Consider the following 25,737-nt stretch of genomic DNA (forward strand, 5'->3'; position numbering starts at 1 on the left):
GGGTCGTGCTCGGCGGGTGCGAGCCGCGGCGGTGCAAACCCGCACCTACCCAGTGGTCGGCGCTGGGCCCGAGCCTAACGCCCGGGGCGCGCTGCCCGACGGAGCGACCCGGCATACGAGCGGGCGAAGGGATGAATCGGAGCACTGGCACAAGACATCCGCGCAGGCAATGTTTTTTACCTCTTCCTTACCAAGACCTGACCGGGAGCAGGCATACTCGCAACTAGCCATCCGGGGGGGTGGAGCGGTTCGACAAAAGGGCGCCGCTGGGTGCCGGGGGTGGGGTGTGAGACATGGGTCTTCCCATGCGCGAGTCGGGGGTCGTCCTGCTGGACGTGAGCGCGCGTCCTGTGACGCAGCCGCTCAGCGAGAGAGGTCGAGGCCAGCGTCTGCTGCAGCTCGGGATCGCCGGGGGCGACCTCGCCGTGATCGCGGTCGCGACGTCCCTGGCGGCGCTCGGGCGTACGCGTCTGGACATCTTCGAGGCCGCGAACGACGTCAACCAGGTGGCCCAGTCGGTCGGCCTGTGGATCGTCGTCGCCTGGATGCTGGCCAATCTGACGCTCGGCACCTACACGAGCACGCATCTGGGCGCCGGGACCGTCGAGTACGCCCGGGTCTGCAGCGCCGCAGGCCTCACGGCCGGCGCGATCGGGATCCTCAGCTACCTGACGAAGCTCGACCTGTCCCGAGGCTTCTTCGTGCTGATCTTCGCCGTCGGCCTGCCGCTGGTGCTGCTGTGGCGCTGGTACGCCCGCCGGCTGGTGCACCGGGCCCACCTGCACGGCCACCTGCTGACCCGGGTCCTGATCTCCGGCTCGGTCTCGCACGTCGACGACGTGGCCGCGGTGCTGGACCGGGAGCAGTGGCTCGGCTACCGCGTCGTCGGAGCCCTCACGCCGTCGTCCCAACCGACGATCGCGACGCCGCGCGGCGTGCCCGTCGTCGGCACGACGGCGCAGACCGCCACGTCGGTGCTGGCCGAGAAGGCCGACATGGTGATCTTCACCGAGGGCGCGTTCCCGTCGGCCGTCGACTTCCGGCACATCGCCTGGGATCTCGAGGGCCACCACGTGCAGCTGGCGGTCGTCCCGAGCCTCTCGGACATCTCCACAGGCCGGATCGCCATGCGCCCCGTCGGCGGGCTCCCCCTGGTGCACGTGGGCCAGCCCCAGAGCCTGGGCGCCTCGCGCATCCCCAAGCGTCTCTTCGACGTGGTCGGCGCCACCATGCTGCTCCTCGTGGGCCTCCCGCTCATCGTGCTGGCGGCCGTCGCCGTCAAGCTCCAGGACGGCGGACCGGTGCTCTTCCGCCAGACGCGCGTCGGCCGTGACGGCGTGCTCTTCGAGTGCCTGAAGTTCCGGAGCATGGTCATGGACGCCGAGGCACGGCTCTCGGCGGTCAGCCACCTCAACGCCAATGCGGACGGCGTGCTCTTCAAGGCCCAGCACGACCCGCGCATCACGCGCGTGGGCGGCATCCTGCGCCGGCTCTCGATCGACGAGCTCCCGCAGCTGGTCAACGTCATCAACGGCGACATGAGCCTCGTCGGCCCCCGACCGGCTCTGCCGTCGGAGGTCAGCCGGTACGCGCCCGACGTCGAGCGGCGCCTCCACGTGCGCCCGGGCATGACCGGTCTGTGGCAGGTCTCGGGCCGCAGCGACCTCTCGTGGGACGACACCGTGCGGCTCGACCTCTACTACGTCGACAACTGGTCGATCGTGCAGGACCTCGCCATCGTGGCCAAGACCATCCACGCCGTCGTCCGCCCGCGCGGCGCCTACTGACGACGCCCCACAGCTCGGCCAGGGCCGCGTCGTCACCCGAGCGACGCGGCCCTGGCCGTGGCACCACCGATGCGGTCGTATGCCGTCCGGTCGGCTCAGGCGTCCAGGTGGGGGTGCGAAGTCGGCTCTGCTTGCAGGTCGCTCGCCGCCTCGGAGGCCGCCTCGGAGGCCGCCTCGGAGGCCACCTGGGAGGCCACCTCGAGCCGGCGCAGGGTCTCGCGGAGCGCCGCCTCCGCGTCGACCCCCTCACCCTTGGCCTGGCGCACGAGGCCGAGCAGCCGGCCGCCGAGACCGCCGGCGTCGACGGCAACGTCGACCAGGTCGTCACGTCCGGCCCGCTGCAGGCGTGAGACGTACTTCTCGGCCCGGGCGAGTGCCGGCAAGGAGCTGGGGACACCCTCGACGGGATGCATGCGGTGCTGCTTCTCGTCGGCCTTGATCGTCGCCCAGTTGGCCTCGACCGCCTCGGCGGTGTCGGCCTCCACGTCGGCGAAGACGTGCGGGTGGCGACGCACGAGCTTGTCGACGAGGGCACCGGCGACGTCGTCGATCCCGAACGGCTCGCTGGGGTGCTCCTCGGCGACGCGGGACTGGAAGGCGATCTGCAGCAACAGGTCGCCGAGCTCCTCCTGCATGTGGTCGCGGTCACCGCCCTCGATGGCCTCGATGGCCTCGTGGGCCTCCTCGAGCAGGTAGGGCACGAGCGACGCGTGGGTCTGCTCGGCGTCCCACGGGCAGCCGCCGGGCGAGCGGAGCCGGTCCATGACGGCGACGACGTCGAGCAGGCGCGCACCGGGCACGTCGAAAGAGCCGATGAGCAGCTCGACGTCAGGCGGCTCCGGCAGCCGCGTCACCTCGACCGCGATGGCGTCGCTGAGGCCGGGGTCGCCGTCGGACGACCCGACCCACACGACGTCGCCCGCCTCGGCGGCGGTCACGAGGTCACGGGCCAGCTCAGCCGGGTGCCCCTCCTCGCGGGGAGTCACCTCGATGCCGGCCTCCACCAGGGCGGCGACCTGCGGCTCGTCGGAACGGCCCCACACGACATACGCCTGCTCGAGGCTGCTCCACGCCTCCCGGGTCAGCAGGCCGGGAGCGATGCGTGGGGTGGTGACGAGCAGGACGACACGGGCGGTCACGGCGGCGCGCCGGCTGCCTACTGGGCCGTGGCCGGAGCGGCGTTGGTGCCCGGCTTGACCCAGTTGGGCGTCTGCTGGCCGAGGGTGAAGTAGACCGGCCCCTGGTCGGACTGCACGACGGTGCCGTACCTGGGGTTGACGCTGATGTCGGCCTTCTTGAGGTCGGCGCGGTAGGCGGCGACGTCGGCCGGCGTCATCTTCTGCGACTGGATGAGCGCGACCGCCTCGACGAACTCCTTCGTCGTGTCGGTGGCACCGGGGATGGAGGCGATCACCGAGGCGTAGGTCGCGTCGGGCTTCCAGCTGCCCGACTTGGCGACGACGTCCTTCAGCAGCGGCGCGGCGACGAGTGCCGTGACGACGATGTTCTGGGCGAAGTCGAGCTTGGCCGCCTTGAGCTGGTCGTACGTCTGCTGCACGTCGGACTCGTGGATGACCTGGCCGTTGACGACCGCCGCGGCCTGCTGACGCGTGTCGAAGCCGCACCCGCCGAGCAGCGACACGGCGCCGATAGCGGCGATGCCGACGACGGCGACGCGCCTCGCGGGTTTAGCAGACCGAGCCTTCACGAATTTCCTCCTCTGGCGGATGCGTCTGACATCCTACGGGGCTCCGACGGAGGACGTGGCAGCGCCCGACGATGCCCGCGAGGACGCCGCCGACGCGGCGGCGATGTCGTCGAGCAACACCGCCGTGATGAGCTGGCGAGCCCACGTGAGCACCTCGACGTCGCGCAGCGGTTTGCCGCCGACCCGGGCCGTCATGGGCGCGGGGACGAGGATCGTGCCGAGCGCCTCCTTGACGATGGTCCCGGGGTAGAGCCGCATGAGGCGCAGCTGCTGGCTCTCGCGCAGGTCCTTGACCGGGCCGAAGCGCACGACCTTGCCCTGCACCCCGATGTCGCCGATGCGGGCGGCCCGCGCGACGACGCGCAAGCGGGCGACCTCGAGGAGGTTGAGCACCGGCTCGGGCGGGGCGCCGTAGCGGTCGCGCAGCTCGGCCTCGATCTCGTCGACGGCCTCGAACGTCTCGACCGTCGCCAGCTTCTTGTAGGCCTCGAGGCGCAGGCGCTCCCCCGGCACGTAGTCGTGCGGCAGGTGCGCGTCGACGGGCAGCTCGATCTTGATCTCGGCCGGCACGTCCACCGCGTCGCCACGGAAGTCGGCCACCGCCTCGCCGATGAGCCGGACGTAGAGGTCGAAGCCGACGCCTTGGATGTGGCCGGACTGCTCGCCGCCGAGGAGGTTGCCGGCGCCGCGGATCTCGAGGTCCTTCATCGCCACAGCCATGCCGGAGCCGAGGTCGGTGTTGCTCGCGATGGTGCGGAGGCGGTCGTGCGCCGTCTCGGTCATCGGCTTCTCGGGCGGGTAGAGGAAGTAGGCGTAGGCCCGCTCCCGTCCACGACCGACGCGGCCTCGCAGCTGGTGCAGCTGGGAGAGACCGAGCATGTCGGAGCGCTCGACGATGAGGGTGTTGGCGTTGGAGATGTCGAGGCCGGTCTCGACGATCGTCGTGCAGACGAGGACGTCGAAACGCTTCTCCCAGAAGTCCTCGACGACCTGCTCGAGCTTGTGCTCACCCATCTGGCCGTGGGCCGTCGCGATGCGCGCCTCGGGGACGAGCTCGCGCAACCTGGCCGCTGCCTTCTCGATGCTGCTCACCTTGTTGTGCACGAAGAAGACCTGGCCCTCGCGCAGCAGCTCGCGCCGGACGGCGGCGGTGATCTGCTTCTCGTCATAGGCGCCGACGAAGGTCAGCACCGGGTGGCGCTCCTCGGGCGGCGTTGCGAGAGTGGACATCTCGCGGATTCCGGTGACCGCCATCTCGAGCGTGCGCGGGATCGGAGTGGCCGACATCGAGAGCACGTCGACGGCCGTGCGCATCGTCTTGAGCAGCTCCTTGTGCTCGACGCCGAAGCGCTGCTCCTCGTCGATGATGACGAGGCCGAGGTCCTTGAACTTCGCGTCCTTGGCGAGCAGCCGGTGGGTGCCGATGACGAGGTCGATGCTGCCGTCGGCCATGCCGACCATGACCTCCTTGGCCTCCTTGTCGCTCTGGAAGCGGGAGAGGGAGGCCACCTTGACCGGGAACTGCGAGTAGCGCTCGGAGAAGGTCTGCTGGTGCTGGCTGACGAGCAGGGTGGTGGGCACGAGCACCGCCACCTGCTTGCCGTCCTGGATCGCCTTGAAGGCGGCGCGCACCGCGATCTCGGTCTTGCCGTAGCCGACGTCGCCGCAGATCAGCCGGTCCATCGGGACCTGCTTCTCCATGTCGGCCTTGACCTCGTCGATGCTGACGAGCTGGTCGGGCGTCTCGACGTAGCCGAAGGCGTCCTCGAGCTCGCGCTGCCACGGGGTGTCGGGCGCGAACGCGTGGCCCTTCGTGGCCTGGCGGGCGCTGTAGAGGCGGATCAGGTCGGCGGCGATCTGCTTGACGTAGCGCTTGGCCCGCGACTTCGTCTTGGTCCAGTCGGAGCCGCCCATCTTGTTGAGGGTGGGCTCCTCGCCACCGACGTACTTGGTCACCTGGTCGAGCTGGTCGGTGGGGACGAAGAGACGGTCGCCCGGTTGCCCCCTCTTGCCCGGGGCGTACTCGATGACGAGGTACTCGCGGGTGGCGCCGGCGACGGTCCGCTGCATCATCTCGACGAAGCGGCCGACGCCGTGCTGCTCGTGCACGACGTGGTCGCCGGGGCGCAGCTGGAGCGGGTCGACCTGGTTGCGGCGGCGTGACGGCATACGCCGCATGTCCTTGGTGGAGGTGCCGCTGCCCGGCTGGCCGGTGAGATCGGTTTCGGTGATGATCTCGATGCGGCCGCCCTCGTGGACGAAGCCGCGCCCGAGGGGCGCGCACGTCACGCTGACGAAGCCTGCCTCGAGGGAGTCGCCGGTCGCCGGGTCGAGGGATCGCACCGGCACCTCGTTGTCGCGCAGCACCTCGCCGACGCGCTTGGCCAGGCCCGGGCCCTCCGTGACGACCGCGATCGCCCAGCCGTCACTGACCCGCTCACGCAGGTGCTCGACGGCGCGGTCGGTGTCGCCGCGGAAGGCCTCGGCGTCGACCGTGCGCACCGCGATGCGCTCGTCGACGTCGTCGTCCTCGATGACGAGCTCGGCGTCGGCGACGAACGGCGTCAGCGTCCACCACGCCAGCGCGAGCCGCTCGGCGAGGGCCCGGACGTCGGCCAGCGACCAGTACGAGGCGCTGCCGAGCAGCGACTGGAGATCGACGGGCACCTGGTTGCCGGCGGCGGCGTTGGCCCAGCTGGCCTCGAGGAACTCCTCGCTCGTGGCGACGAGGTCGTGCGCGCGCCGGCGGATCCGCTCGGGGTCGGCGAGCAGGACGATGGCCCGCTTCGGCAGGACGTCGAGGACCGACTCCATGCCGTCGACGAGGGCCGGCGCGAGGGACTCCATGCCCTCGACGGCGATGCCCTCAGCCACCTTGGAGAGCATCTCGGCCACGCCGGGCAGCTGGTCGGCGAGCGCACGGGCGCGGGCGCGTACGTCGTCGGTGAGCAGCAGCTCGCGGCACGGCGGCGCCCAGAGCCCGTGGTCGGCGATCTCGAGGGAGCGCTGGTCGGCGACCTTGAACCAGCGCACCTCCTCGACGGTGTCGCCCCAGAACTCGATGCGCACCGGGTGCTCCTCGGTGGGCGGGAAGACGTCGAGGATGCCACCGCGCACGGCGAACTCTCCCCGGCGCTCGACGAGGTCGGTGCGGGTGTACGCGGCGTTGACGAGGGCATCAACGACGTCCTCGAGCGGGCGCTCGTCGCCGGCGCGGAGCGCGACGGGCACCAGGTCGCCGAGGCCCTTGGTCAGCGGCTGGAGGATGGCGCGGACGGGAGCCACCACCACGGAGAGCGGGCCGTATGCCGGGTCTCCCGGCTCGGGGTGAGCCAGCCGCCGCAGCACGGCCAGTCGCCGCCCCACGGTGTCGCTGCGGGGCGAAAGGCGCTCGTGCGGCAGGGTCTCCCACGACGGGAAGACCGCGACGCGGTCGGGCGCCAGGAAGGCGCCGAGTGCGCCGGCGAGGTCCTCGGCCTCGCGGGTCGTCGCCGTGACCACGACGACGGGGGCGGACCCGGAGGCGGCGCCGGCGGCCTCGTCGAACTGCCGCGCGAGGGCGGCGACGAGGAAGGGCCGCGTGCCGTCGCTGGCAGAGATGTCGACCAGGCGTGCGTTATCGACCTGGTCGAGGACGTGGCGGACATCAGGAAGCGCCCCGAAGGCGCTGAGAAGAGGGTGCGACATCAGGCTGCCAGTCTAGGCGTCCGCGGTGACGCTGCCGGACGGGCAGGGGCGCCTCCCGCCGGACGCCCACGGGGCCGGTAGCCCGGGTGTCCCGACCGGGATTCGGGAAAGCGACGCCGCACGACCGGACGCCGGTGCAGCATGGGTCGGGGGCTCGCAGCCGGAGGTGGGATGGGTGACACGCGTGGCCGGCACCGAGCGCATGCGTCGTGGCGGCCCCGTCCCCGGTCCGGCGAGGCGGTCTGGCGACCTGGCTGGCCATCGGCTTGGGGATCCTCTTCCTGGCGCTGACGGTGCTGGTCGTCACCGGGGTCACGCAGCCGCTCGACTCGGCGGTCTTCCACCGCCTGCGACCCGGGGACGGATGGGGGGACGCACAGATCCGCTGGAGCCCCTGGATGAGCCGGCTGAGACCCCAGCACGGATACGTGCTGCTGGGCGCCACGTCGGTCGCCGCGGCGCTGTGGCGCCGGTCCTGGTGGCCGCTGGTCTTCGCCGTGGTGCTCGCCGGGGTCTCCGGCGTCGTCACCGTCGCCGTGAAGGTCGCCACCCACCGGCCTGACCCTCACGGCTTCGTCACCGAGAGCGGTGGGTCCTACCCGTCGGGGCACACGGTCGCCCTCGTCGTCTGCCTCGGCGCCTGCCTGCTCCTCGTCTGGCCCAGGGTGCACTGGTGGCTGTGGGCCCCCCTCCTCGTGGCGCTCTCGCTCATGACGAGTGGTCTTCTCGTGTCCGGGGCCCACTGGCTCACCGACGTGCTGGGCGGGGCCCTCCTGGCCTTCGCGCTCCTCGCCTGCAGCAGTCGAACGATGCTGCGCAACAGGGCCCACCGCCGGGAGCACGCCGCGGTTGTCGCCGTGACACCAGCGATCACCGACGGAGGCTGACTCCTCAGCAGTACTCAGACCTCGGCCCGGGCTGCGTGCAGAAAGGTGAGAAGCCGCGGAGCGACGGTCTCGACATCGAAGTGTCCGAGGAACTTCTGCCGCGCGGCACGACCTGCGCGAGCCAGCTCGGCAGGGCTGCACAGGAGGTCGATGAGGACGCGCGCGGCAGCCTCGGGGTCGTCGAGGGGCCAGAAGCGGCCCTCCGCCGGGTCGTCGAACAGCTCGGCGACGCCCCCGGACCTGGTGGAGAGGACCGGGAGGCTCGCCGCCATCGCCTCGATGATCGCCAGCGGCAACGACTCCGAGTAGGACGCATGGACGTAGGCGCGGTATCCGGGCAGGCGCCCCTGGACGTCGGTACGGAACCCGTGCAGGTGAACCTGGTCACCGAGCGCCAGCTGGTCGGCCAGGGCGGCAAGACGCGGCCGCTCGACTCCCTCGCCGAACACGTCGAGCGAGTAGACGTGACCGGCCTGCCTGGCGGCCGCGAGCACCCGGAGCAGGAACTCGTGGTTCTTCACCCGCTCCAGGTTGCCCACGGTGACGAGGTCACCCGTGGTCGGGGTGGTGGGAAGGTCCGGGGGCGCCTCGATGAAGTTGGGCAGGACGATGCTGGCCACGTCGTCCACCTGTGGCATCCACTCCCTGATCGCCTCCCGTCCCCACGCGGAGACGAACACCAGGCCGTCAACCTGCTGCAGGACCTCTCGCTCGGTCGCGCGGATCCACCGGTACACCCGGCGCCCGCGCGCGATCTGGCCCTTGTCGGCCCACTCGTCAGCCTGGGAGATCCGGAAGTGGACCGCCAGGACGACCCGCTGGTCTGAACCGGTCCGCGCCGCCAGGGCAGCCCTGGCCGAGACGGGGCACTGCGCGTACACGGTGCAGGCGCCCTCGTCCCTCAGTCGCCGGCGCAGCTCGCGCCGGAGGAAGAGCTCGTGCGACGTCCGGTACCACCACACGTTCGCCGGCCCGTACACCCGCTCGAGCACGACCCGTGCGCCGAACAGGGGCACGAGGACGATTCCGCGCAGCCACGCCCCCCGGGCCCAGCTGTGGGGCGTGACCAGCTCGGCCGGGTCAGCCGTGCGCTCCAGGAAATGCCGTAGCTGGCGCACGTGTGTGTGCACTCCCGTGATGCCTCGTTCACGAGCGACCGTGACGATGACGAGTGGTCGTCGCACCTCGGCCTGGTCGGTGGCCGTGGCCTGCGTGGCCTCACTCGGTCTTGCCGCGTCCTGACTCATGGCTTCCTCACGCTCAGGGCGCGACCGTCTCCGGTTGCTGCCGAGGTCGAGGGCCTCTGCCGCGGCCAGTCGCCTCGCGCTCGAGCGAGGGCCTCGGGCGTCCCGATGTCCACGAAGTAGGCGTCGCCGATGGGCAACCCCCGAGCGCGGCCGACGAGCTGTGGCAGCAGGTGGAGGCCGATGTCGCTCGGCGGGTTCCCGACGAGGTCGATGACGTCTGGCCGGAAGGCATAGAGCCCGGCGTTGGCCAGGTCGCCCCGGGGCTCGGCCGGCTTCTCCTCGAAGGAGGCCACGACGCCGTCTCGCAGCTCGACGATCCCGCACCGAGACGGATCCGGTGCGCGGAAGAGGCCCAGCGTCGCCACGGCACCGGAGTCGCGATGGGCATCGACGAGCAGCCGCAGGTCGAAGTCGGTCAGGTTGTCGGCGTTGACGGCCAGGAACATGTCCTCCCCGGCGACGAAGTCGCGGTTGCGCAGCATCGTCCCCGCGCTGCCCAGGAGCGTCGGCTCGAACACGGTCCGCACGGCGACCGGCAGGGCACGCGCTGCCAGGTGGCCCCGCACCTGCTCGGGGAGGTGGTGCAGGTTGACGAGCACGTCGTGGACACCGGCGGCGGCGAGCTGCTCGAGCCAGAGGTCGAGCAGCGCACTCCCGCCGATCGTCACGAGGCACTTCGGGACGGTGTCGGTGACCGGCCGGAGGCGAGTGCCCAGTCCCGCAGCGAGCAGGAAGGCCTTCATACGCTGTCGGGCACCCGGGCCCGGCGCACGACGCCCAACCGGCGCATCTTCTCGTCCGCCTCGGCCAGGACGTTCTCCAGTCCCGGCATCCCCTCCAGCCACGCGGCATACTCGGCGACGGAGTCGGCAGGTGAGCGCCGGGGCGCCCACCCCAGGCTTCGCAGGGCACCGAGGTCCGAGTGGATGTGCCGGGTGTCGCCGAAGCGGAACTCCCCCGACGCACTCGCGGGCCGGTCGGAGCCGTAGTGCGTCCGCACCACCTCGGCGAACTGTGACGTGGTGTAGGCCACGCCGCCGCCCACGTTGAGCACGCGACCCACGGCGTGCTCGTCGGTGAGCGCGAGCTCGTTGGCTGCAACGACGTCGTGGATGTTGACGTAGTCCCTGATCATCTGCCCGTCCTCGTAGAGCGTGGGCGCGCTCCCCAGCAGGTAGTGCAGGCAGAAGATCCGGCAGGCGCCGGAGTAGGCGTTGTAGATCGACTGCCGAGGCCCCTGGACGATGCTGTAGCGCAGGGCCACGGTCGGTATGCCGTAGCGGCGGCCGAGGTTGATGGCGACCATCTCCTCGCCGTACTTCGACATCCCGTAGGCGTTCTGGGGGTTGGAGATCCGCTCCGGGGTCTGGACGAGCTCCAGCGGTCCTCCGCAAGCAGGACAGACGTGGTCCCACTGCTGGGCGGCCAGGGCGGACTCGGGTCGCATGTCCGGCGTCTGCTCGCCGTCGACCGGGCAGCGGTAGAGGCCCTCCCCCATGGCCGACTGCGACGACGCCACGACGATGCGTTGCAGGTCGAGGCCTGCCTCGAGTGCAATCTCGTAGAGCAGGGCGGTCGAGACGACGTTGACGGACGTGAAGCGGGAGAAGTCGGTGAGGTAGTCCTGGTAGGCCGCGAAGTGGAAGACCGCGTCGACGTCGTGCATGAGGCGGGCGAGCAGCTCACGGTCCCGAACGTCGCCGACCACGAGCTCGGCGCCCGGTGTCACGTAGTTGGGTCGGCCTCCGCGGTGCACTGGCGGGGTGAGCGCGTCCAGCACCCGCACCTCATGGCCCAGCTCGACCAGCCGGTCGCAGGTGTGGGACCCGATGAAGCCGGCTCCGCCCGTCACGAGAATCCTCATCGAGCCGCCATTCGGTTCGCGTGCACCTCGCGGTACACCTCCAGAGTCTGCTTGGCCGTGTGTCTCCAGGTGAACTCGCCCGCCCGGAGGACTCCGCGCTCCCGAAGGGCATCGCCGTGTTCGACGGCGCTCACGATGGCCCGCGCGATCGACTGCGGGTCCGTGGGGTCGGCCAGCAGCGCCGCTCCGCCCGCCGTCTCGGGCATGGCACTCCGGTCGGAGGTGACCACGGGGCATCCGCACGCCATGGCCTCGAGGATGGGTAGTCCGAACGTCTCGTTGTGCGAGGGGTACACGAAGGCGGCAGCTGCCCGGTAGAAGTCCACCGTCTCCTCGAGGGTCACTCCGCCGACCCAGACGACGTCGTCCCCGACACCGAGCGACTCGGCGAGCGAATGCAGCTGGCCGACGTACGCCTTGTCCCGGCCCGGGCCCACGACCACGAGGCGGTGCCCCGGGAGGTCTGGCTTCGCGGCGGCGAAGGCGCGGATCAGCCCGTCGCAGTTCTTGTACGGCCACAGCGACGAGACGAAGAGCACGAACGGGTGGGTGATGCCGTACCGGTCCCGAAGGCTACGGGCAGCCTGCTCGGGGTCGCCCGGCTTGAAGACCTCGTGGTCGACTGCCTCCGGGACCATGCGAAGCTTGGCCGGATCGACGTCGAGATGCTTCAGCACCTCGGAGCGAAGGCTCTCGGAGTTGAGGATGATCGCGTCCGCCGTCGCCGCCGTCCGGGGATATCCGATGCGCCGGTAGAGGCGCGTGGCAGGCCCCAACGCGTCCGGCGTCGTGAACGCGTGCATCGTCTTGAAGTGGGCCACGACGGCCGGCGCCGGCCGGACCAGTGGCGCGATGAGGGTGCTGAACACGTCGATACGCGCCAGTGGGAGCCGCACTGGTGCATAGACCTGCTCGCTCAAGGTGCGCAGGTTACGGCGCTCGTTGGACCAGGGGAACGTGATGTAGCGGACGCCGGGCCCGTAGCCCTGGTGCATCGGCTTGGACCGCCGGCCAACGACCAGCGTGAGCTCCTCGCCCTCGCCCAGCATGCTCGCCATCTCGCGGATCACGCGGGTCCAGAACCAGTGTGCCCCGGAAGGGTTCGCCGGGTCGTCGGTCAGCAGGTTGATGGCGACCCGCATACCCTCAGAAGACTGTCGCCGCAACGTCATCCGAAGACATCCTCGACTGGCGGACGTACTGGGCGAGCAGATGCATACAGGCCTGGTGCGAGTCCTCGACGACTCCGTAGTTGAGCGAGTCCACGTGGATCGAGACGGTGGCGAGGTCACGGGCCGGTCCACCCGTGAACCCAGTCAGCGCAATGCTTTCCACGCCGTTGTCGGCACACCACTGAAGGGCCCTGACGATGTTGGGTGAGCGCCCGGAGGACGACACGGCGACGAGCACGTCGCCCGGACGGGCGAGCGACTCGAGCTGGAAGTCGAAGACGTTCTCGTAGCCGTTGTCGTTGGCGATCGCGCTCAGGATCTCCATGTTGGAGCTCAAGCTGTAGACGTGCGTGAGCAGGTCGGTGCCGAGTCGGACGCCCTTCACGTGGTCGCACTGGAAATGGTTGGCGACAGAAGCCGATCCGCCGTTTCCGCAAGAGAAGACGGTGGCTCTTCGCTCATAGGCCGCGTCGAGCAGCTGAGCGGCACGCTCGACCTGGGTGCGGTCGAGGGACGCCATGGCCTGTGCCAGCTCGTCCGCGTAGGCCGAGGTGAAGGTTGCCGCGTCGCCGAAGCGGACTTTCGGGAACCCGGAGCGGACTGACGTCGCGGGCGGCGGCGCGCTCGAACCAACATGCTCGGCGAGGATGGCATCGACAGCAGAACCGAGATCGGATACGAGCGTCACATCGCCGGCGTTCGGCCCGGCACCGCTCCCACCTCCCGGCGTGATGAGGAAGGGCCGGGCCCCGATGACCCTGGCCAGGCCCACGTCGCTGTCGCGGTCCCCCACGACCCAGGACGTGGACAGGTCGAGGTCGAGCGCCGCCGCAGCCGCAAGAGCCATACCAGGCGCCGGTTTCCGGTCCTGGCTCACCCGGGCGAACGGCGCGACGATGCCGTCGGGGTGGTAGGGGCAGAAGAACCATGCGTCCACGCGGGCGCCGAGCAGCGCCATCTCGGTGGACATGTGCTTGTGCACGAGGTCGACGTCCGCCAGCTCGTACATCCCGCGGGCCACGCCTGCCTGGTTGGACACCACGGCGACCGGGATGCCTGCAGCGTTGAGGCGAGCGATGGCCTCGATGGCGCCCTCTATGAACTCGACGTCCTCCACGGCACCGACATGTCCGTGATCGATGTTGATCGTGCCGTCGCGGTCCAGCAACACCCCCCGCCGGGCCATCGCCGTCAGCTCCCTCGCCGTAGGTGCGAATGTCTGTCGGTCGGCTCACCTCTGGCCCCACCGCGCGCTGCGAAGACTCGCACCACCCCGCGACAACTCATGCCAAGCCCCTCCCCAGGTCGTTCAGTCCATGGCCTCCCCCGAGGCCGGGGCGACGCGAACGGGTCACCGCGGACTGACACGACAATGCTAGGTGTGCGCGGTGAACCGAGTGAGCGTTTTCCGGAAGTCGCGCCGGCCGCTCACGTCCACGATGTTCCGAATCTCGTTCAAGGATCAGGTCGTTCACAAGATCAGCCACGGGCCCTCAGCCACACCCAGAGGTGCCATCCCAATACCTGGGCCAGCGGAGCGGAGACCGGCAGCCGCAACGGCGGCGCGTGCAGATATCGCTGGACATGCCGTATGAGCTCGAAGTCGGGGAAGTCCTCCACCACTTCATCAAGGGAGTACACCTTCGCGTACGGATTGAGGGGTCCGTCCGTGTTGCGATGGACGAAGCTGTCTATACGCAGGTAGTTGCCAAGTCCGACCTGCTCGGCATTGGCGAGGTGCTGCTGGACGATGGAGTGTCCTGCGACAAGTCGTGAGCCGCGCAACGGGTAGGCGAGCGCGAGTGCCGCTCGCCGAGCCAGCCGAATGCTCATGTGGTAGTTGAGTGAGCGCCGGGCGTAGAGCATTGCCACCAAGGTGCCACCAGGCCGAAGCACCCGGTGTATCTCCGCCTGGGCAGTCCGGATGTCGGGGACGTGGTGCAGCACGCCGTGGCTGAACACGATGTCGAATGTGTTGTCCGGCCAGGGGATCTGAAGGACCGAGCCCTGCCGCAGCCCTTCGTGGGGCAAGTCGCGCAGTTCCAGCCGCGACCGCACGCGGTCGACAGACTCCGCCGTCAGGTCCAAGCCGGACCAGCGAGCCCCGCGGCGGATGAGCTGCTCGGACTCCGCTCCTTGTCCGAGGCCGACCTCGAGAACGTCTCGGTCTCGCCAGTCGACCTGGTCGAGGCAACCGACGATGTGCCCTTCCTGCGTGTAGCGCCAGGAGTCATACGCCGAGAAGAAGGCCTCGTAGTCGTCCGCGAAATCACGGTGCAGTCCCCCGACGATGTGGTCCCCGCAGGGGTGGGTGTTCCAGAACGACTGGACATCGGTCTCGTCCACGAAGGACTCCTTGGGGTTGTGGTGCTTCAGGCGGGTGACTCGGTCGGCGTCTGCCCCACCCCACGAGGTGCGGTCACGAGCAGGGAGGCGGCGACGACGAGATCGAGCAGATACGCCGAGGCGTCGCCAAGCCCTGTCTCCGTGATGGATGCGACGACGACGTAGACGATGAGGAAGAGGGCGACCGCTCGTCGGGGACCGCGGACATGTGTCACCACCATGAGGAGAAGGACCAGCAGGAAACAGGCCTGGACGGCGATTCCGAACCAACCGAGGTCGAGGAACGTGGCCACCCAGCCACTGTCCACCGGCAGCCCGTCGAAGGACTTGTTGGAGAGACCGTCGCCGAAGATGTCCCGGACCAGCGGGCGCTGTACCTCCGAGACCGAGGACCACACCTTGGTGCGGCCCGTGAGCTGGGCTGCGTCCTCGGCGGACTGGCCTCGCGAAAGCCAGCCCAGAAGTTGCGGTGCGAACAGCGCGCCGGCACCGACCCCCAGGAGCAGGGTTGCAACGGACGTCCGGCGCACCCTTGCGTGTCCCAGGAAGAGGCTCGCGCCGGCGAGGGCAAGACCGATGACGAGCCCCAGGAGTGCCGTGCGGGTGTGGGTGCCCACGAGCATCGCCGTCGTGACGGCCGCGGCCAGTAGCGCATGTCGCCCGGTGATGACTCGGCACATCCACAGGATCGCCGTGGATCCCAGCATGATTGCGCTGTAGTGGGCCACCTGGGTCGGCGGTATCGGCCACAGGGTCCCGCCAAGCCGTCCCCCCGTGGCGAACGCCTTCCCAGGTGCGACGACCACCCCGAGCGCCACCGAGCCCAGGACAGCCCACAGGCACACGCGGTGACATCGCAGGAGGACGAGGTCATCCCGTCCCCACCAGGGGGTCAGGAGCCACAGACACATCACGAACCCGACGAGGCGCACGGCCCGATAGGTCGACCCCGCCATGAACTCACTGTGGAGGCTCACGGCGAGCGCCGCGACCGCCATCACGGTCAGCAGCACCAGACACAGGGTCGGCCGGATCACCAACCGCCGGTTGGCGCACAGGGCGAGCAGCAGGGCGACGACCAGTGACCCCTGGGCGAGCGCCTGCGCCATGAAGAACGGGATCGGTATCAGGGTGTCGCCCGCAGGCGTCAGGACGTTGAACACCAATGCCGCCCAGGCCATCGCGACCAGCAGCGGTGCCCGACGCGGGCGCGACGACAGACGATGCAGGGCGCCGTGACTGCCCTCTCTCCGGTCCACCGAGGAGGGAGTGGTCACCTTGTGCTCCCCTCCGCGGCCTCGCGGTCCACAGGGGCGACGCGATCCACGACATTCACGGGCGCGACGATGCCGAGGCTCTCATCTGTGGCGTCGCAGCCCACCATCATCACGAAGGGCAGCTCGAGTCCCGCCTCGCGGACCAGGTCACCCGTCGTGCTGAGCAGCTCGGCAGTGTTCGCGCCAGCCGTCACCAGCGGGACGACCCGGTCGACCCACGTGACGATGTGGTGAACCTCGATACCCGGGTCGACCTCCACGAGCGCAAGAACCAGGTCGGCTGAGTCCCAGTCCTGCCTCCACGCGCCCTCGGGCAGGTCGACCACGGCGTCGGTGCCCACCCGCGGACCGCGGGCAAGCCGAGGTGTGCCGGTCGGCCTCAGGACACCGGCACCCTCCCCTGCTCGGGCAGCTAGTGAACCCTTGCTGCTGAGGTCGACGAGGATCACCGTTGCCCCGCCCTCACGAAGTCGGGTGGCGGCGGCTGCCACGACGTCTGCCGCGGCGCTCGGATTGCCGATCGCCGCCAGGGCCACGCCGGGCGCCGGGCGACGTCCGGGGCGCAGCGCCATGGCAGAAGCGCCGTTCGTCGATGACCGTCCTTCGCCGACGTCTGGCGTCCGCTCGACCGGTTTTCCCCCCCGGGAAGGCGGGTCGGCTTCGGCGACGGTCGCAGCAGCATCGCGCAGCCCGCTCTCGAGGGACAGAGCGGATGCCCGTGCTGCCTTTGTCGCGACGATGCTGTGCCGGCGGCCGTTGGCGGACGCCTCGGCTGCCGAATTCCCGACGTTGGTGGCAGCCGTCGATGCCGCAGTGGAGTCTGGTCCACCCGGACCCGGCGCGCCGGCCTGGGGCTCGAGGGCCCGCTCCAGGCCGAGTGCCAGCGTCGTCAGGTCATCGCCGCCCCATCGGACGCGCTGCGGTCGTAGCCGCTCGAGACGTGAACCGTGGTCCCGGGGCCCCTTCGACCTGACGCTGAAGCGGACGGGAGCTCGTAGGGCGATGCCGACATCCTTACGTTGGCGCAGTCGCTCGGAGACGAGCGCACGGAACAGGACGATGCCGACAGCCAGTGCACCGCCCACGACAAGACCGGAGCCAGCAGCGAGGACCATGGCCCGCTTGGTCGAGGACCGGTTCGCGTGGACCGGATCGATGACGTGGGTCGACGCGAGGGCGGCCTCTGTCTGAAGGGTGGCGTTGTCGAGCGTCTCCTGCCAGTCGGCAATCTTCTTGCTCAGGTCACTCCGTCGGGCGAGCACGTCGAAGGCTTGGCCGGCGCTCTCCGTGCCCCGTGCGCTGAGTCGCTCGAACTGCCTCGTCAACTCTGTGACCTGCTTTTGGGCGGACGCGATCCGCGTGGCGTACTGCGAGCGGGTTCCGCTCGACAGCGACTCCAGCTGGGTGTCCCGGAAGGCGAGGTACTGGCTGACGAGCTCCTTCCCACGGGTTACGGCCGCTGCATCGTCCGGACCGGAGACCGTGACCGTCAGCACCTCGGTCGTCACCGGCTCGGCGGTGACGGTGGACCGGAACGCCTCGGGGGTGAGAGCGAGTCCGAGCGACGTGACGGTGCGGTCCGCCACCTCGCGTGTGGCCAGCAGGCTCACGTCCATGGCGCTGCCCTCGGGCCCGTCCATGCTCGAGGGATGGGCCATCAGCAGGGTGACGGTGGCCGTGCTTCCGGGAGGCATGAGGACCACGATGCCGAGGCCGAGCAGCGCGCCCAAGGTGCTCAAGGCCGCGACTGTGCGCCAGCGGCGTCGCAAGGAGCTTCGCAGGTAGTGCCACGTGCTGAGCAGTGGCCGCGGCGACTCCGTCAGGTCGCCCTCGGGGTCCTGCTCGATCGTCCAGGAGAGGTCGATCACCTCTTCCTCCCCAGCGCCGTTGCGACCGGGGGATCGCCATGGCTGGGAGCACCGGTCATCAACGACGGGAGCGGGGCCAGAACGGCCCTCTCGGTCGCAAGCAGGCGCCCGGTGGTGCGGTCAAGAGGGTCAGGATTCGTCACGACGATGCCGTCCAGGGGCATGCCCGCCTCATCGGCAGCCAGCGCAAGCGCGGCAAGGTCTTCGGCACTGGCGGCTCCCGACGACACTGCAAGCAGCGTCACCGCGTCGTCCAGCGCGGGGAGGTAGCCAGCCGGCTGCTGGCGACTCACGCTGACGGTGTGCACCACCAGCTCCCCCGGGCCGCCGACATCCGGTCGGCTGTCGAGGAAGAGACCGGGTCGCGGCTGTTCGCCGCTTCCGATACGCGAGCACGCGGCCCGAAGCGAGGTCGTCGACTCGTGCCGCTGTGACGTGGTGACTAGGCGGGTTTGCGTACCGCGTCCCGAGGAGAAAGACGCAAGCTGCGGGCCGAAGGCCAGCGCCGACTGGTCGCCGGCGAGCGTGAGCACCAGGAACCGGGTGGATCGGCGTCCGTCCTCGTGCTTCGCGCGCGGCCGGTGACGGCCCCCGGGCAGGGCACCGCGCACCTCGTCCGTGGTGAACCGCTGCACCAGCTGGTGGAGAGCCCATGCGTCGGTGCTGCTGGGCGAGTAGCCCCGCAGCAAGCTCACCCACCCCGCCACCGAGCGTGGGGGCCTGCTGTGGACGGAGGCAACGACCGGGACACCGATGCTGTCGGCGATCTGGTCCCTAGAACGCAGGGCCTTCTCCCGGCGCCCCCGCAAGATGAAGAAGGCGGCGGCGGCGATCAGGGCGACCGCCGCACCGAGACCCACGAAGGCCACTCCTCGCGTTATCGGGGGCAGGCTCTGTGCCGGCGACGCAGTCCCGATCATCTTCGGCCCCCCAGACGGGAGGGCGTCCCCGGACTGGCTGGTCATCTGTCTCTCTGCGGCGTCGATCTGGAGGACGAGTTCTGCCTGGCGAGCCGTGAGCTGGGACAGCGCCACAGCGTCCACCTTGGCGTCCGCCGTGCTCGCGGTCTTGCTTGCCAGGCGCCGGGTCGTCTTCTCGATCTCGCCCTGGACGGCGTCCAGGCTCTCCGACAGCGTGGACTTTCGTTTGACCATTGCCGCGGCTTGGTCGTTGCTCAAGTTGCTGGCTGCGACACGGAGGTAGTCGATATCGGCCTTTGCGACGGCCTCCGCGAGCGCCTCGGCGTCGGCTGCCGTCGCGCCCCGGGCGCTGATGGTCAGCATCTCGTCGGTTCGGGTCTCGACCCCGACCCGGTCGGCCACCTCGAGCGAGTTCAGGGGGGCGTCGAGCATATGGCCGGCACGCGCGAGCACTGCGTCGCTCCTGGCGATCTCCACCTGGGTGCCGATTGCGTGCTGGCTTGCCTGGACCGCCGCGCCTGCGGGTACGGGCGGGAACAGCACCACGCTCGTGCTGCTGTACTCGGTCGGCTGGGTCTGGAGCGCGGCACCACCGGCGGCCCCACCGATCACGGCCGCCACCGCAAGGGCTTGGGTGTGGCGCCGAAGGATGGCCCATATCGACCGGAGGTCGACGATCTGTTCGCTCAAAGAAGTTCCCCCGCAACGGGTGGGACGATGCCCAAGGCTAGCTCCGGCGTCACCGACGGCAGGGCGGTTTGCGACTCTCCGGCGTACCCGCCCGCAACGGGCACCAGCAGCAGGCACGTCCGCAAGGTGATGCTGCCGCTCCACTCACCGACCCCGACGAGGCTAGTGCTGGGCACGCGCTCACCGAAGCGCGGGGAGTACCACCCCGCGATGGGTTGCGTCTCCCCGCGGTGCGCGGTCCAGCCCAGCTCCCCAGGCAGTTGGAGGCGCGCCTGCTGGGTCCCAGACGGGCTGGGCCAGGACAGCTCCGCCTCGCCCTCCCGGAGCGCCACGGTGACCTCGGGGCCGAGATGCCAGCAGAGAGAGGCCGTGTGCCGCGACGTCCCGGTGAGCGTGTCGACGACGAGCAGCTCGCCCATGGCGGGGTCCAGCGTGACCCTGCGACGGTGCCGCAGCGCCGGATCGAGTCGGGCGTAGCCGGTGTGGTGGGCGGCCCACACCTGAGGTGGGGTCACCCACCCGTCGTGCGCCACCGCCGAACGCTCGACCACTGCGTCGGTATGCGTGCTCCACAGGAAGGGGCCGCCCTCGACCGACTGGTTGACCCCGTCCACCTCCACGGTGTTGTGGGCGCGCGTCGAGCGGAAGTAGCTCCGCCACTCCGGCTCCCCGTGGTAGCAGTAGGTCCCGGGATCAGCGAGGACGTCGACCGAGCCGTGCCGCACCTCGACGGACAGGGCGTCGGCGTGCGCGTGGGCGGCGATCGAGAGGAACCCGTGGGCGCCGCCGTCGCACCGGCACCACAACAGCGGGTCTCCATCGGGCGACGTGGCACGCAGGAGGTGGATCCCGGCGTCGGCGAAGGCGCTGGGTGCTGTGCTCGGGCGGTCCACCACACTGCACGAGTCGGCCAGCGCGCCGATGAGCCTGCTCGTCACGCCGTCGCCGACGTGCGGCCACCACCCCATGGGCCCGAAGACGGCCGCGCCCGTGGCGAGGAGGGTGCTCCACGGGTCAGCCGTCGGATCTTCCACGAGGAGGGCTCGGCCCTCGTCACCGTCGCCCTGTCGGGGAGGGCGGCCTGCGGGGTCGAGGAGTGCCGCCGCCGCGTCCACCGAGGCAGCAAGGAGCCGCTTCGTCGGTTGGGTCAGCGGGTGGCCGGCCCGGTCGGCCTCGGCCAGCGCGACGAGGCCGAGCTCGGTCACGAAGCGGTGGTAGTCGGTCGCCAGCTCACGGTTCACCCCGCTCGGGAAGGTGTTGCTCTTAAGGGCCGTCTCGAGCTCCCGGGCGGCCTCGTCGCGCCAGCGTTCACTCGCGGCATACCAGGGGAAGGCGCAGGCAGCGGCCAGCCGCCCCGACGCCTCGGCGACCAGGTGGTTGTTGGCTGAGGAGCCGGCGCTGCGGAAGGCAGCCAGGTACTCCTGGTGCCACTGGATCTGGCGCAGGGCAGCTTCGTTCTGCTCGAAGAGGGCCGCAGCCCCCGGCCACCCGTCGAGCAGCCGGCGAACCCACACCCAGCTGATCAGCCGGACCCCCAGCTCGATCCCACTCGTCCAGTGCACACCGGACAGGAAGGGGTTGGCCGCCCACCAGGAGCGCAGCTGCGCAGCGGTGGCCTCGGCGTACCTGTCGTCGCCCGTGAGCCACCAGGCGGCCGCGAGCACCGTCAGGTGGTGGTGCCGGGACAGCTCCCACACGACCTTCACATTGCCGGTGACGTCCTCGTCGCGGTGGTCGATCGAGAACGCGTAGTCGGACCGCGGCGCCGTTCGTCCGGTGACCGGGTCGAGGAACCAGTCGGGGTCGACGATGTCCGGTCTCGGCCAACCGAGGACGGTCCAGTCGCCCGCGAGGAGGCGTTCGGCCGCAGCGACCAGCGCGTCTCGGGCCGCGACGGGGATCCGGTCCCGGGCGGAGTCAGGGACCGTGGACCTGAATCGCCGTTCCTCGAGCAGTCCCCGGATCGGCCCGCCGGAGGAACCGGGCGGCACCCTGCGGCGCCTCCACGCGGCCTGACGCCCGCGGTCGGTGAGGCGCGAGGTGATCTCCCGGGGCGGCATCCGGCGGAGCCTCCGGAGGTACCAGCGGGCGGAGCGGCTCATGGCACGACCGGAAGACCCGTGGTCAGGCTCGTCCCCACGGCGATCGTGGCCCGGGTCGTCGCGACGATCGACTCGAGGTCGATGGGCATGGGTCCGCCGGCGCGGACGGCGGCCACGAACTCGGAAAGCTCCGTCGCCTGGCCCTTGTCCTGGCCGGTGAACGAGCGCCGCACCTTCTTCCCCGAACGGCTCCACACGGTCGTCCGGCGGAAGTTGTCGAGGCGCGCGTTGCGGCCGCTTCCGGAGACGTCGAGCGTCTCCTTCGGGAACCGGTTGTCCCCGTCGGTGACGTAGTCGATGGTCGCCAGAGAGCCGTCCGCGTAGCCCAGGACCACCTGGAGGTTCAGCCCGTTGGAGGTCTGGTGGGCCGTGACCTCGACGGGTGGGTGGCCGATGAGCGCGCTGAGGGTGTCGATGAAGTGGCCACCCTCCCCGAGGAAACGCGACCCCTCGAGCTCGTCCTTGAGGTACCAGCTCGAGGCGTCGAGACGACCGGCGTTTACGAGGTATCGGGCACTGACGGGGCTGGAGACAGCGCCGAAGCGGCGGCGCAGCTCGATGAACAAGGGCGCGAAGCGGCGGTTGAACCCGACCATGAGCCGGTCGTTCCCGGTCCTCGCCACCACCTCGACGATGCGATCGACGTCCACCGCAGTGAGGGCCAGCGGCTTCTCGACGAAGACGGCCTTCCCGGCCTCCAGGGCCTGGCACACGAAGGCGGCATGGGAGTGGTGACGGGTCACCACGAAGACTGCGTCGATGTCGCTGTCGCCGAGGACGTCCTCGGCGTCGGTCGTCGCGTAGTCGAACCCGAACTTCCTCTGCGCGTTGACCGCCGAGAGGGAGCGCGTGGTCGCCACGGTCGCCAGCGACACCAAGGGCTCCTTGGCGAGATGCGGTAGCAGCATCGAGGTGGCGTAGCTGCCCGCACCGATGAATCCCACTCCCACCGTTGACTGTGCGCGAGCGAGCTCGAGGGGATGCCGCTGGGTGGCCGGCGAGCCCGACGTGCCCGGTGAGCTGGAGGTGGCTCGCGTGACGGCATACGGACGCGCGCGGCCCACGTTCGGCTGGGTGCGATCACCCGGCTCGGACCGGGGGTACTCGAAGAGGAAGCCGACGCCGCGAAGCCCTCCGTCGCGCAGCGAGCCGTACACCTCGGCGGCGTCATCGATCGAGCGGATGCCGGAGACGAGCGGGGCCACGTCGACCGAGCCGTCCGCGAGCAGGTCCAGGAAGCACGAGAGGTTGCGGCGCTCGGTCCAGCGCACGTAGCCCGCGGGGTAGTCGATACCCTCCAGCTCGTAGCGGTCGTCGTATCGTCCCGGGCCGTAGGAGCGCGAGAACCTGACGTCGATCTCCTTCTCGTAGAAGGCATTCCAGGGGAGGTCGAGTCGCGTCTTACCGATGTCGACGATACGCGCGCGGTCCCTGGCGAGCCGGACGGCAAGCTCCACCGGCCCGTTCGTGTCCCCGCCGGCGGCCAGGTAGACCTGGTCGGCGCCGAGTCCGCCGTTCGTGGCACGGAGCACCTGCTCGACGAAGGCCGTGCTGTCGGCGTCGACACCGCCGCAGGCCAGGGCGCCGGCCTGCTCTGCGAGGCGGCAGCGTTCCGGCACCGTGTCGATCCCGACGACCCGGACGCCGGCGGCGACGAGCAGGCGGACCACCAGCTGCCCCACCAGGCCGAGGCCGATGACGCAGGCGCTCTCACCGAGCTGCGGCTCGCCGCGGCGAACCCCGTGCATGGCGATCGCACCCACCGTGGCGAAGGCCGCGTGCTCCGGCGAGACGCCCTCCGGGACAGGCACGCACAGGTTCGTCGGGACCCAGTTGAGCTCCGCGTGCAGCGCGAACTCGTTGCCGGCGGCTGCCACGAGGTCCCCGACGGCGAACTCCTCGGCGCCCGCCCCCACCTCTACGACGACACCGCAGAGCGAGTAGCCCAGCGGTGTGTAGCTGTCCAGGGTGGAAGTGACCTTCTTGTACGTGGCGACCGGGCCCTGCTGTGCGACCGAATCGAGGACCTTGCGCACCTGGTCGGGTCGGGCACGTGCCTTGCCCACCATCGACAGCCGCGCCTCGGTGACCTTCATCAGCTCGGTCCCCGTCGAGATGAGGGAGTAGAGCGAGCGGACGAGCACTCCCCCCGGCTTGCAGGCGGGGGCGGGCACATCGAGCACGACGAGCTCGCCGGAGCGGTAGTTCTGGGCAACCTGCTTCATCTCACGTCCCTGTCCACGGAATGGTTGTGGTCTGCGGTCCTCACGCTGCGCCGACCCCCGCGTCTCTTGCGTTGCGGTACCACAGCTCGAGGCTGAGCAGCTGCCAGATCTGCTTGGCCTCGTCCCGGCGTCCGGCCCGCTGGTCCTCGACGAGGCGACGGAGCGGGTCGCGCCGGAGGAAGCCCGAGCGCACGAGCTCCCCGCCGACCAGGACGTCGTCGATGAGCTCGCGCAGGTCGTTGGTCACCCACGCGCGCAGCGGGGCGCCGAAGCTCGCCTTGGGCCGGTCGACGATCTCCCGGGGCAGCCATTCGCGCGCAACGTCGCGCAGCGCCGCCTTCTGCACGCGTCCACGGATCCGGTCCGATGGCGGCAGCGAGAAGGCCGCGCCGAACACCTCGGTGTCCACGAACGGGACGCGGACCTCGGTGGAGGCGGCCATGCTGGCGCGGTCGGTGTAGGTGAGGTTGAGGCCCGCCATGAACATCCGCGTGTCGGCAAGGCACATCCGGGCCACTTCGTCGTCCAGGTCGTTGTCCTCGTAGACGGCCCGGTGGCGGTCGATGACCTGGTCGACCTCGCTGGCGAGATCGGGGTCGAGCAGACCGACGAGCTCGTCGCGGTCATAGAGCGTGTAGCTGCGCCGGAACGCCTCCTGCTCCGGCAGACCGGCGAAGGTGACGAAGCGCTGGGCCCAGCGCGCGGTCCGCAGTCCCCTGCCGCCGACCGTGACCGGCAAGGCCCGCACGAAGGGCGCCACGATGCCGGAACGGATCGGGACGGGGACCCTGCGGTAGCGGGCTCCGAGGAGCATCGCGTAGTGCTTGCGGTACCCGGCGAACAGCTCGTCCGCCCCCATCCCTGACAGGAGCACCTTCACCCCACCCTCGCGTGCGGCCTCGCACATGAGCAGGGTGTTGATGGCCGCGGGGTCCCCGATCGGCTCGTCGAGGACGTCGACCATCCGCGGCAGCATCTGCGCCACGTCGGGGTGCAGCTCGATCTCGTGCAGCCGCATGCCGAGACGGTCGGCCAGCATCCTGGCGTAGGGCGCGTCGTCCGGCATGGCCTCGAGTCGCTGGTCCTCCTCGCGGAAGGCGATGGTGTAGGCCTCCATGGACGGGTCCCGCCGGTGCGCCAGTGCCGCGATCAGGCTCGAGTCGAGGCCACCACTGAGAAAGCATGCGACAGGGACGTCGGACACGAGGTGCGCCTCGACCGAGGAGGTGAGCACCTGCCTGAGGTCGGCCCGAGGTCCGCTGGCGGCGCGCGTCGCCTCCGCGGACGCGTTCCAGTACGTGCCCGAGCTGACAGTGCCGTCCCGGTGGTATGCCGTCCACGTCCCCGGAGGGAGCTTGCGCACCTGCGAGACCGCGTCGTACTCCTGCGGCAGCCAGTAGTAGAGGGCCGAGGCCACCATGGCCGCGGGGTTGACAGTCAGCTCGCCGCCCACCGCCGCGAGGATCGCCTTGAGCTCGGAGGCGAAGACGACCCCCTCTCCTCTGGCCATGACGTAGAGCGGCTTGATCCCCAACGGGTCTCGCGCGAGCGTGAGGTCGCCGGTCCGCTCGTCGTGGACGGCGAAGGCGAACATGCCCCGGAGCCGGCGCAGCGATGCCGGTCCCCAGGCGCGCCACGCCTCGAGGACGACCTCGGTGTCCGATCGCGTGCTGAACTGCACACCACGCCTCTGGAGATCTCGACGCACGTCGTCGTGGTTGTAGATCTCGCCGTTGTAGGTCAACGTCAGCCCACCCTTGGAGAAGGGCTGGTCCGCCGCAGCTGACAGGTCGATGATCGAGAGCCGGCGATGCCCCAGCACGACCGCGCTGTCCGGAGCGACGATCTCGAGGACACCTGCGGCGTCCGGACCCCGGTGGCCGAGGCGATCGGTCATGGTCGTGACGACGAGCTTGCCGTCGGGTTGTTGGAAGGCGCCGGCGATCCCGCACATCGC

The 25,737-nt window shown here is 70.3% G+C and carries 17 protein-coding genes; 2 read left to right on the forward strand and 15 right to left on the reverse strand.

Annotation, left to right across the window (positions count from 1 at the left end; genetic code table 11):
* Window positions 1-305: 305 nt before the first annotated feature.
* Complete coding sequence (locus AC3WRT_RS12155; RefSeq protein WP_492722199.1) at window positions 306-1,787, forward strand: sugar transferase; 1,482 nt, start codon at window positions 306-308, stop codon at window positions 1,785-1,787.
* A 95-nt stretch (window positions 1,788-1,882) separates the two neighbouring features.
* Here AC3WRT_RS12155 and AC3WRT_RS12160 read toward each other — a convergent pair whose 3' ends face one another.
* Genes AC3WRT_RS12160 through mfd form a run of 3 tightly spaced genes read right to left on the reverse strand, consistent with a single transcriptional unit; the run spans window position 1,883 to window position 7,182 of the window.
* The gene (locus AC3WRT_RS12160; RefSeq protein WP_492722201.1) at window positions 1,883-2,926 is read right to left on the reverse strand and encodes a nucleoside triphosphate pyrophosphohydrolase; all 1,044 of its coding nucleotides are present in this window, start codon (window positions 2,924-2,926) and stop codon (window positions 1,883-1,885) included.
* Between the two features lie 17 nt (window positions 2,927-2,943).
* Window positions 2,944-3,495, reverse strand: a complete 552-nt coding sequence (locus AC3WRT_RS12165) for a SurA N-terminal domain-containing protein (RefSeq protein WP_492722203.1) — start codon at window positions 3,493-3,495, stop codon at window positions 2,944-2,946.
* A gap of 33 nt (window positions 3,496-3,528) precedes the next feature.
* Window positions 3,529-7,182, reverse strand: a complete 3,654-nt coding sequence (gene mfd / locus AC3WRT_RS12170) for a transcription-repair coupling factor (protein WP_492722205.1) — start codon at window positions 7,180-7,182, stop codon at window positions 3,529-3,531.
* Window positions 7,183-7,391: 209 nt separating this feature from the next.
* Between mfd and AC3WRT_RS12175 the strand changes: the two genes are divergently transcribed.
* On the forward strand, window positions 7,392-8,069 hold the full coding sequence (locus AC3WRT_RS12175; RefSeq protein ID WP_492722207.1) for a phosphatase PAP2 family protein: 678 nt from the start codon (window positions 7,392-7,394) through the stop codon (window positions 8,067-8,069).
* Window positions 8,070-8,083: 14 nt separating this feature from the next.
* Here the strand turns inward: AC3WRT_RS12175 and AC3WRT_RS12180 are convergent, their stop codons facing one another.
* The 12 genes from AC3WRT_RS12180 to asnB all read right to left on the reverse strand — a co-directional run bounded on the left by AC3WRT_RS12180 (window position 8,084) and on the right by asnB (window position 25,734).
* Complete coding sequence (locus tag AC3WRT_RS12180) at window positions 8,084-9,316, reverse strand: glycosyltransferase family 4 protein (RefSeq protein ID WP_492722209.1); 1,233 nt, start codon at window positions 9,314-9,316, stop codon at window positions 8,084-8,086.
* Window positions 9,313-10,059 (reverse strand): nucleotidyltransferase family protein, encoded by a 747-nt coding sequence (locus tag AC3WRT_RS12185; RefSeq protein ID WP_492722210.1) that lies wholly within the window; start codon window positions 10,057-10,059, stop codon window positions 9,313-9,315. The genes AC3WRT_RS12180 and AC3WRT_RS12185 overlap by 4 nt, the downstream gene beginning before the upstream one ends.
* Window positions 10,056-11,180 (reverse strand): NAD-dependent epimerase/dehydratase family protein, encoded by a 1,125-nt coding sequence (locus AC3WRT_RS12190; protein WP_492722212.1) that lies wholly within the window; start codon window positions 11,178-11,180, stop codon window positions 10,056-10,058. The genes AC3WRT_RS12185 and AC3WRT_RS12190 overlap by 4 nt, the downstream gene beginning before the upstream one ends.
* Window positions 11,177-12,322 (reverse strand): glycosyltransferase family 4 protein, encoded by a 1,146-nt coding sequence (locus AC3WRT_RS12195; protein WP_492722214.1) that lies wholly within the window; start codon window positions 12,320-12,322, stop codon window positions 11,177-11,179. The genes AC3WRT_RS12190 and AC3WRT_RS12195 overlap by 4 nt, the downstream gene beginning before the upstream one ends.
* A 4-nt stretch (window positions 12,323-12,326) precedes the next feature.
* Complete coding sequence (locus AC3WRT_RS12200; RefSeq protein ID WP_492722215.1) at window positions 12,327-13,538, reverse strand: HAD-IIIA family hydrolase; 1,212 nt, start codon at window positions 13,536-13,538, stop codon at window positions 12,327-12,329.
* A 293-nt stretch (window positions 13,539-13,831) separates the two neighbouring features.
* Window positions 13,832-14,698, reverse strand: coding sequence for a class I SAM-dependent methyltransferase (locus AC3WRT_RS12205; RefSeq protein ID WP_492722217.1), 867 nt, complete (start codon window positions 14,696-14,698; stop codon window positions 13,832-13,834).
* Between the two features lie 26 nt (window positions 14,699-14,724).
* Entirely contained in the window at window positions 14,725-15,975 is a 1,251-nt protein-coding gene (locus tag AC3WRT_RS12210; RefSeq protein WP_492722219.1) for a hypothetical protein, read from the reverse strand.
* Window positions 15,972-17,843 (reverse strand): GumC domain-containing protein, encoded by a 1,872-nt coding sequence (locus AC3WRT_RS12215; protein ID WP_492722220.1) that lies wholly within the window; start codon window positions 17,841-17,843, stop codon window positions 15,972-15,974. The genes AC3WRT_RS12210 and AC3WRT_RS12215 overlap by 4 nt, the downstream gene beginning before the upstream one ends.
* Window positions 17,840-19,453, reverse strand: a complete 1,614-nt coding sequence (locus AC3WRT_RS12220) for a hypothetical protein (RefSeq protein ID WP_492722221.1) — start codon at window positions 19,451-19,453, stop codon at window positions 17,840-17,842. The genes AC3WRT_RS12215 and AC3WRT_RS12220 overlap by 4 nt, the downstream gene beginning before the upstream one ends.
* Window positions 19,450-21,555 carry an alginate lyase family protein gene (locus AC3WRT_RS12225; protein WP_492722222.1) on the reverse strand — a complete coding sequence of 702 codons (2,106 nt, stop codon included), beginning with the start codon at window positions 21,553-21,555 and terminating at the stop codon, window positions 19,450-19,452. The genes AC3WRT_RS12220 and AC3WRT_RS12225 overlap by 4 nt, the downstream gene beginning before the upstream one ends.
* Window positions 21,552-23,780 (reverse strand): bi-domain-containing oxidoreductase, encoded by a 2,229-nt coding sequence (locus AC3WRT_RS12230; RefSeq protein WP_492722224.1) that lies wholly within the window; start codon window positions 23,778-23,780, stop codon window positions 21,552-21,554. The genes AC3WRT_RS12225 and AC3WRT_RS12230 overlap by 4 nt, the downstream gene beginning before the upstream one ends.
* Window positions 23,781-23,820: 40 nt before the next feature.
* A complete protein-coding gene (gene asnB / locus AC3WRT_RS12235) occupies window positions 23,821-25,734 on the reverse strand; it encodes an asparagine synthase (glutamine-hydrolyzing) (protein ID WP_492722226.1) in 1,914 nt (637 codons plus the stop codon).
* Between the last annotated feature and the right edge of the window lie 3 nt (window positions 25,735-25,737).

Source organism: Terrabacter sp. FW104-15G4B (assembly GCF_058790095.1).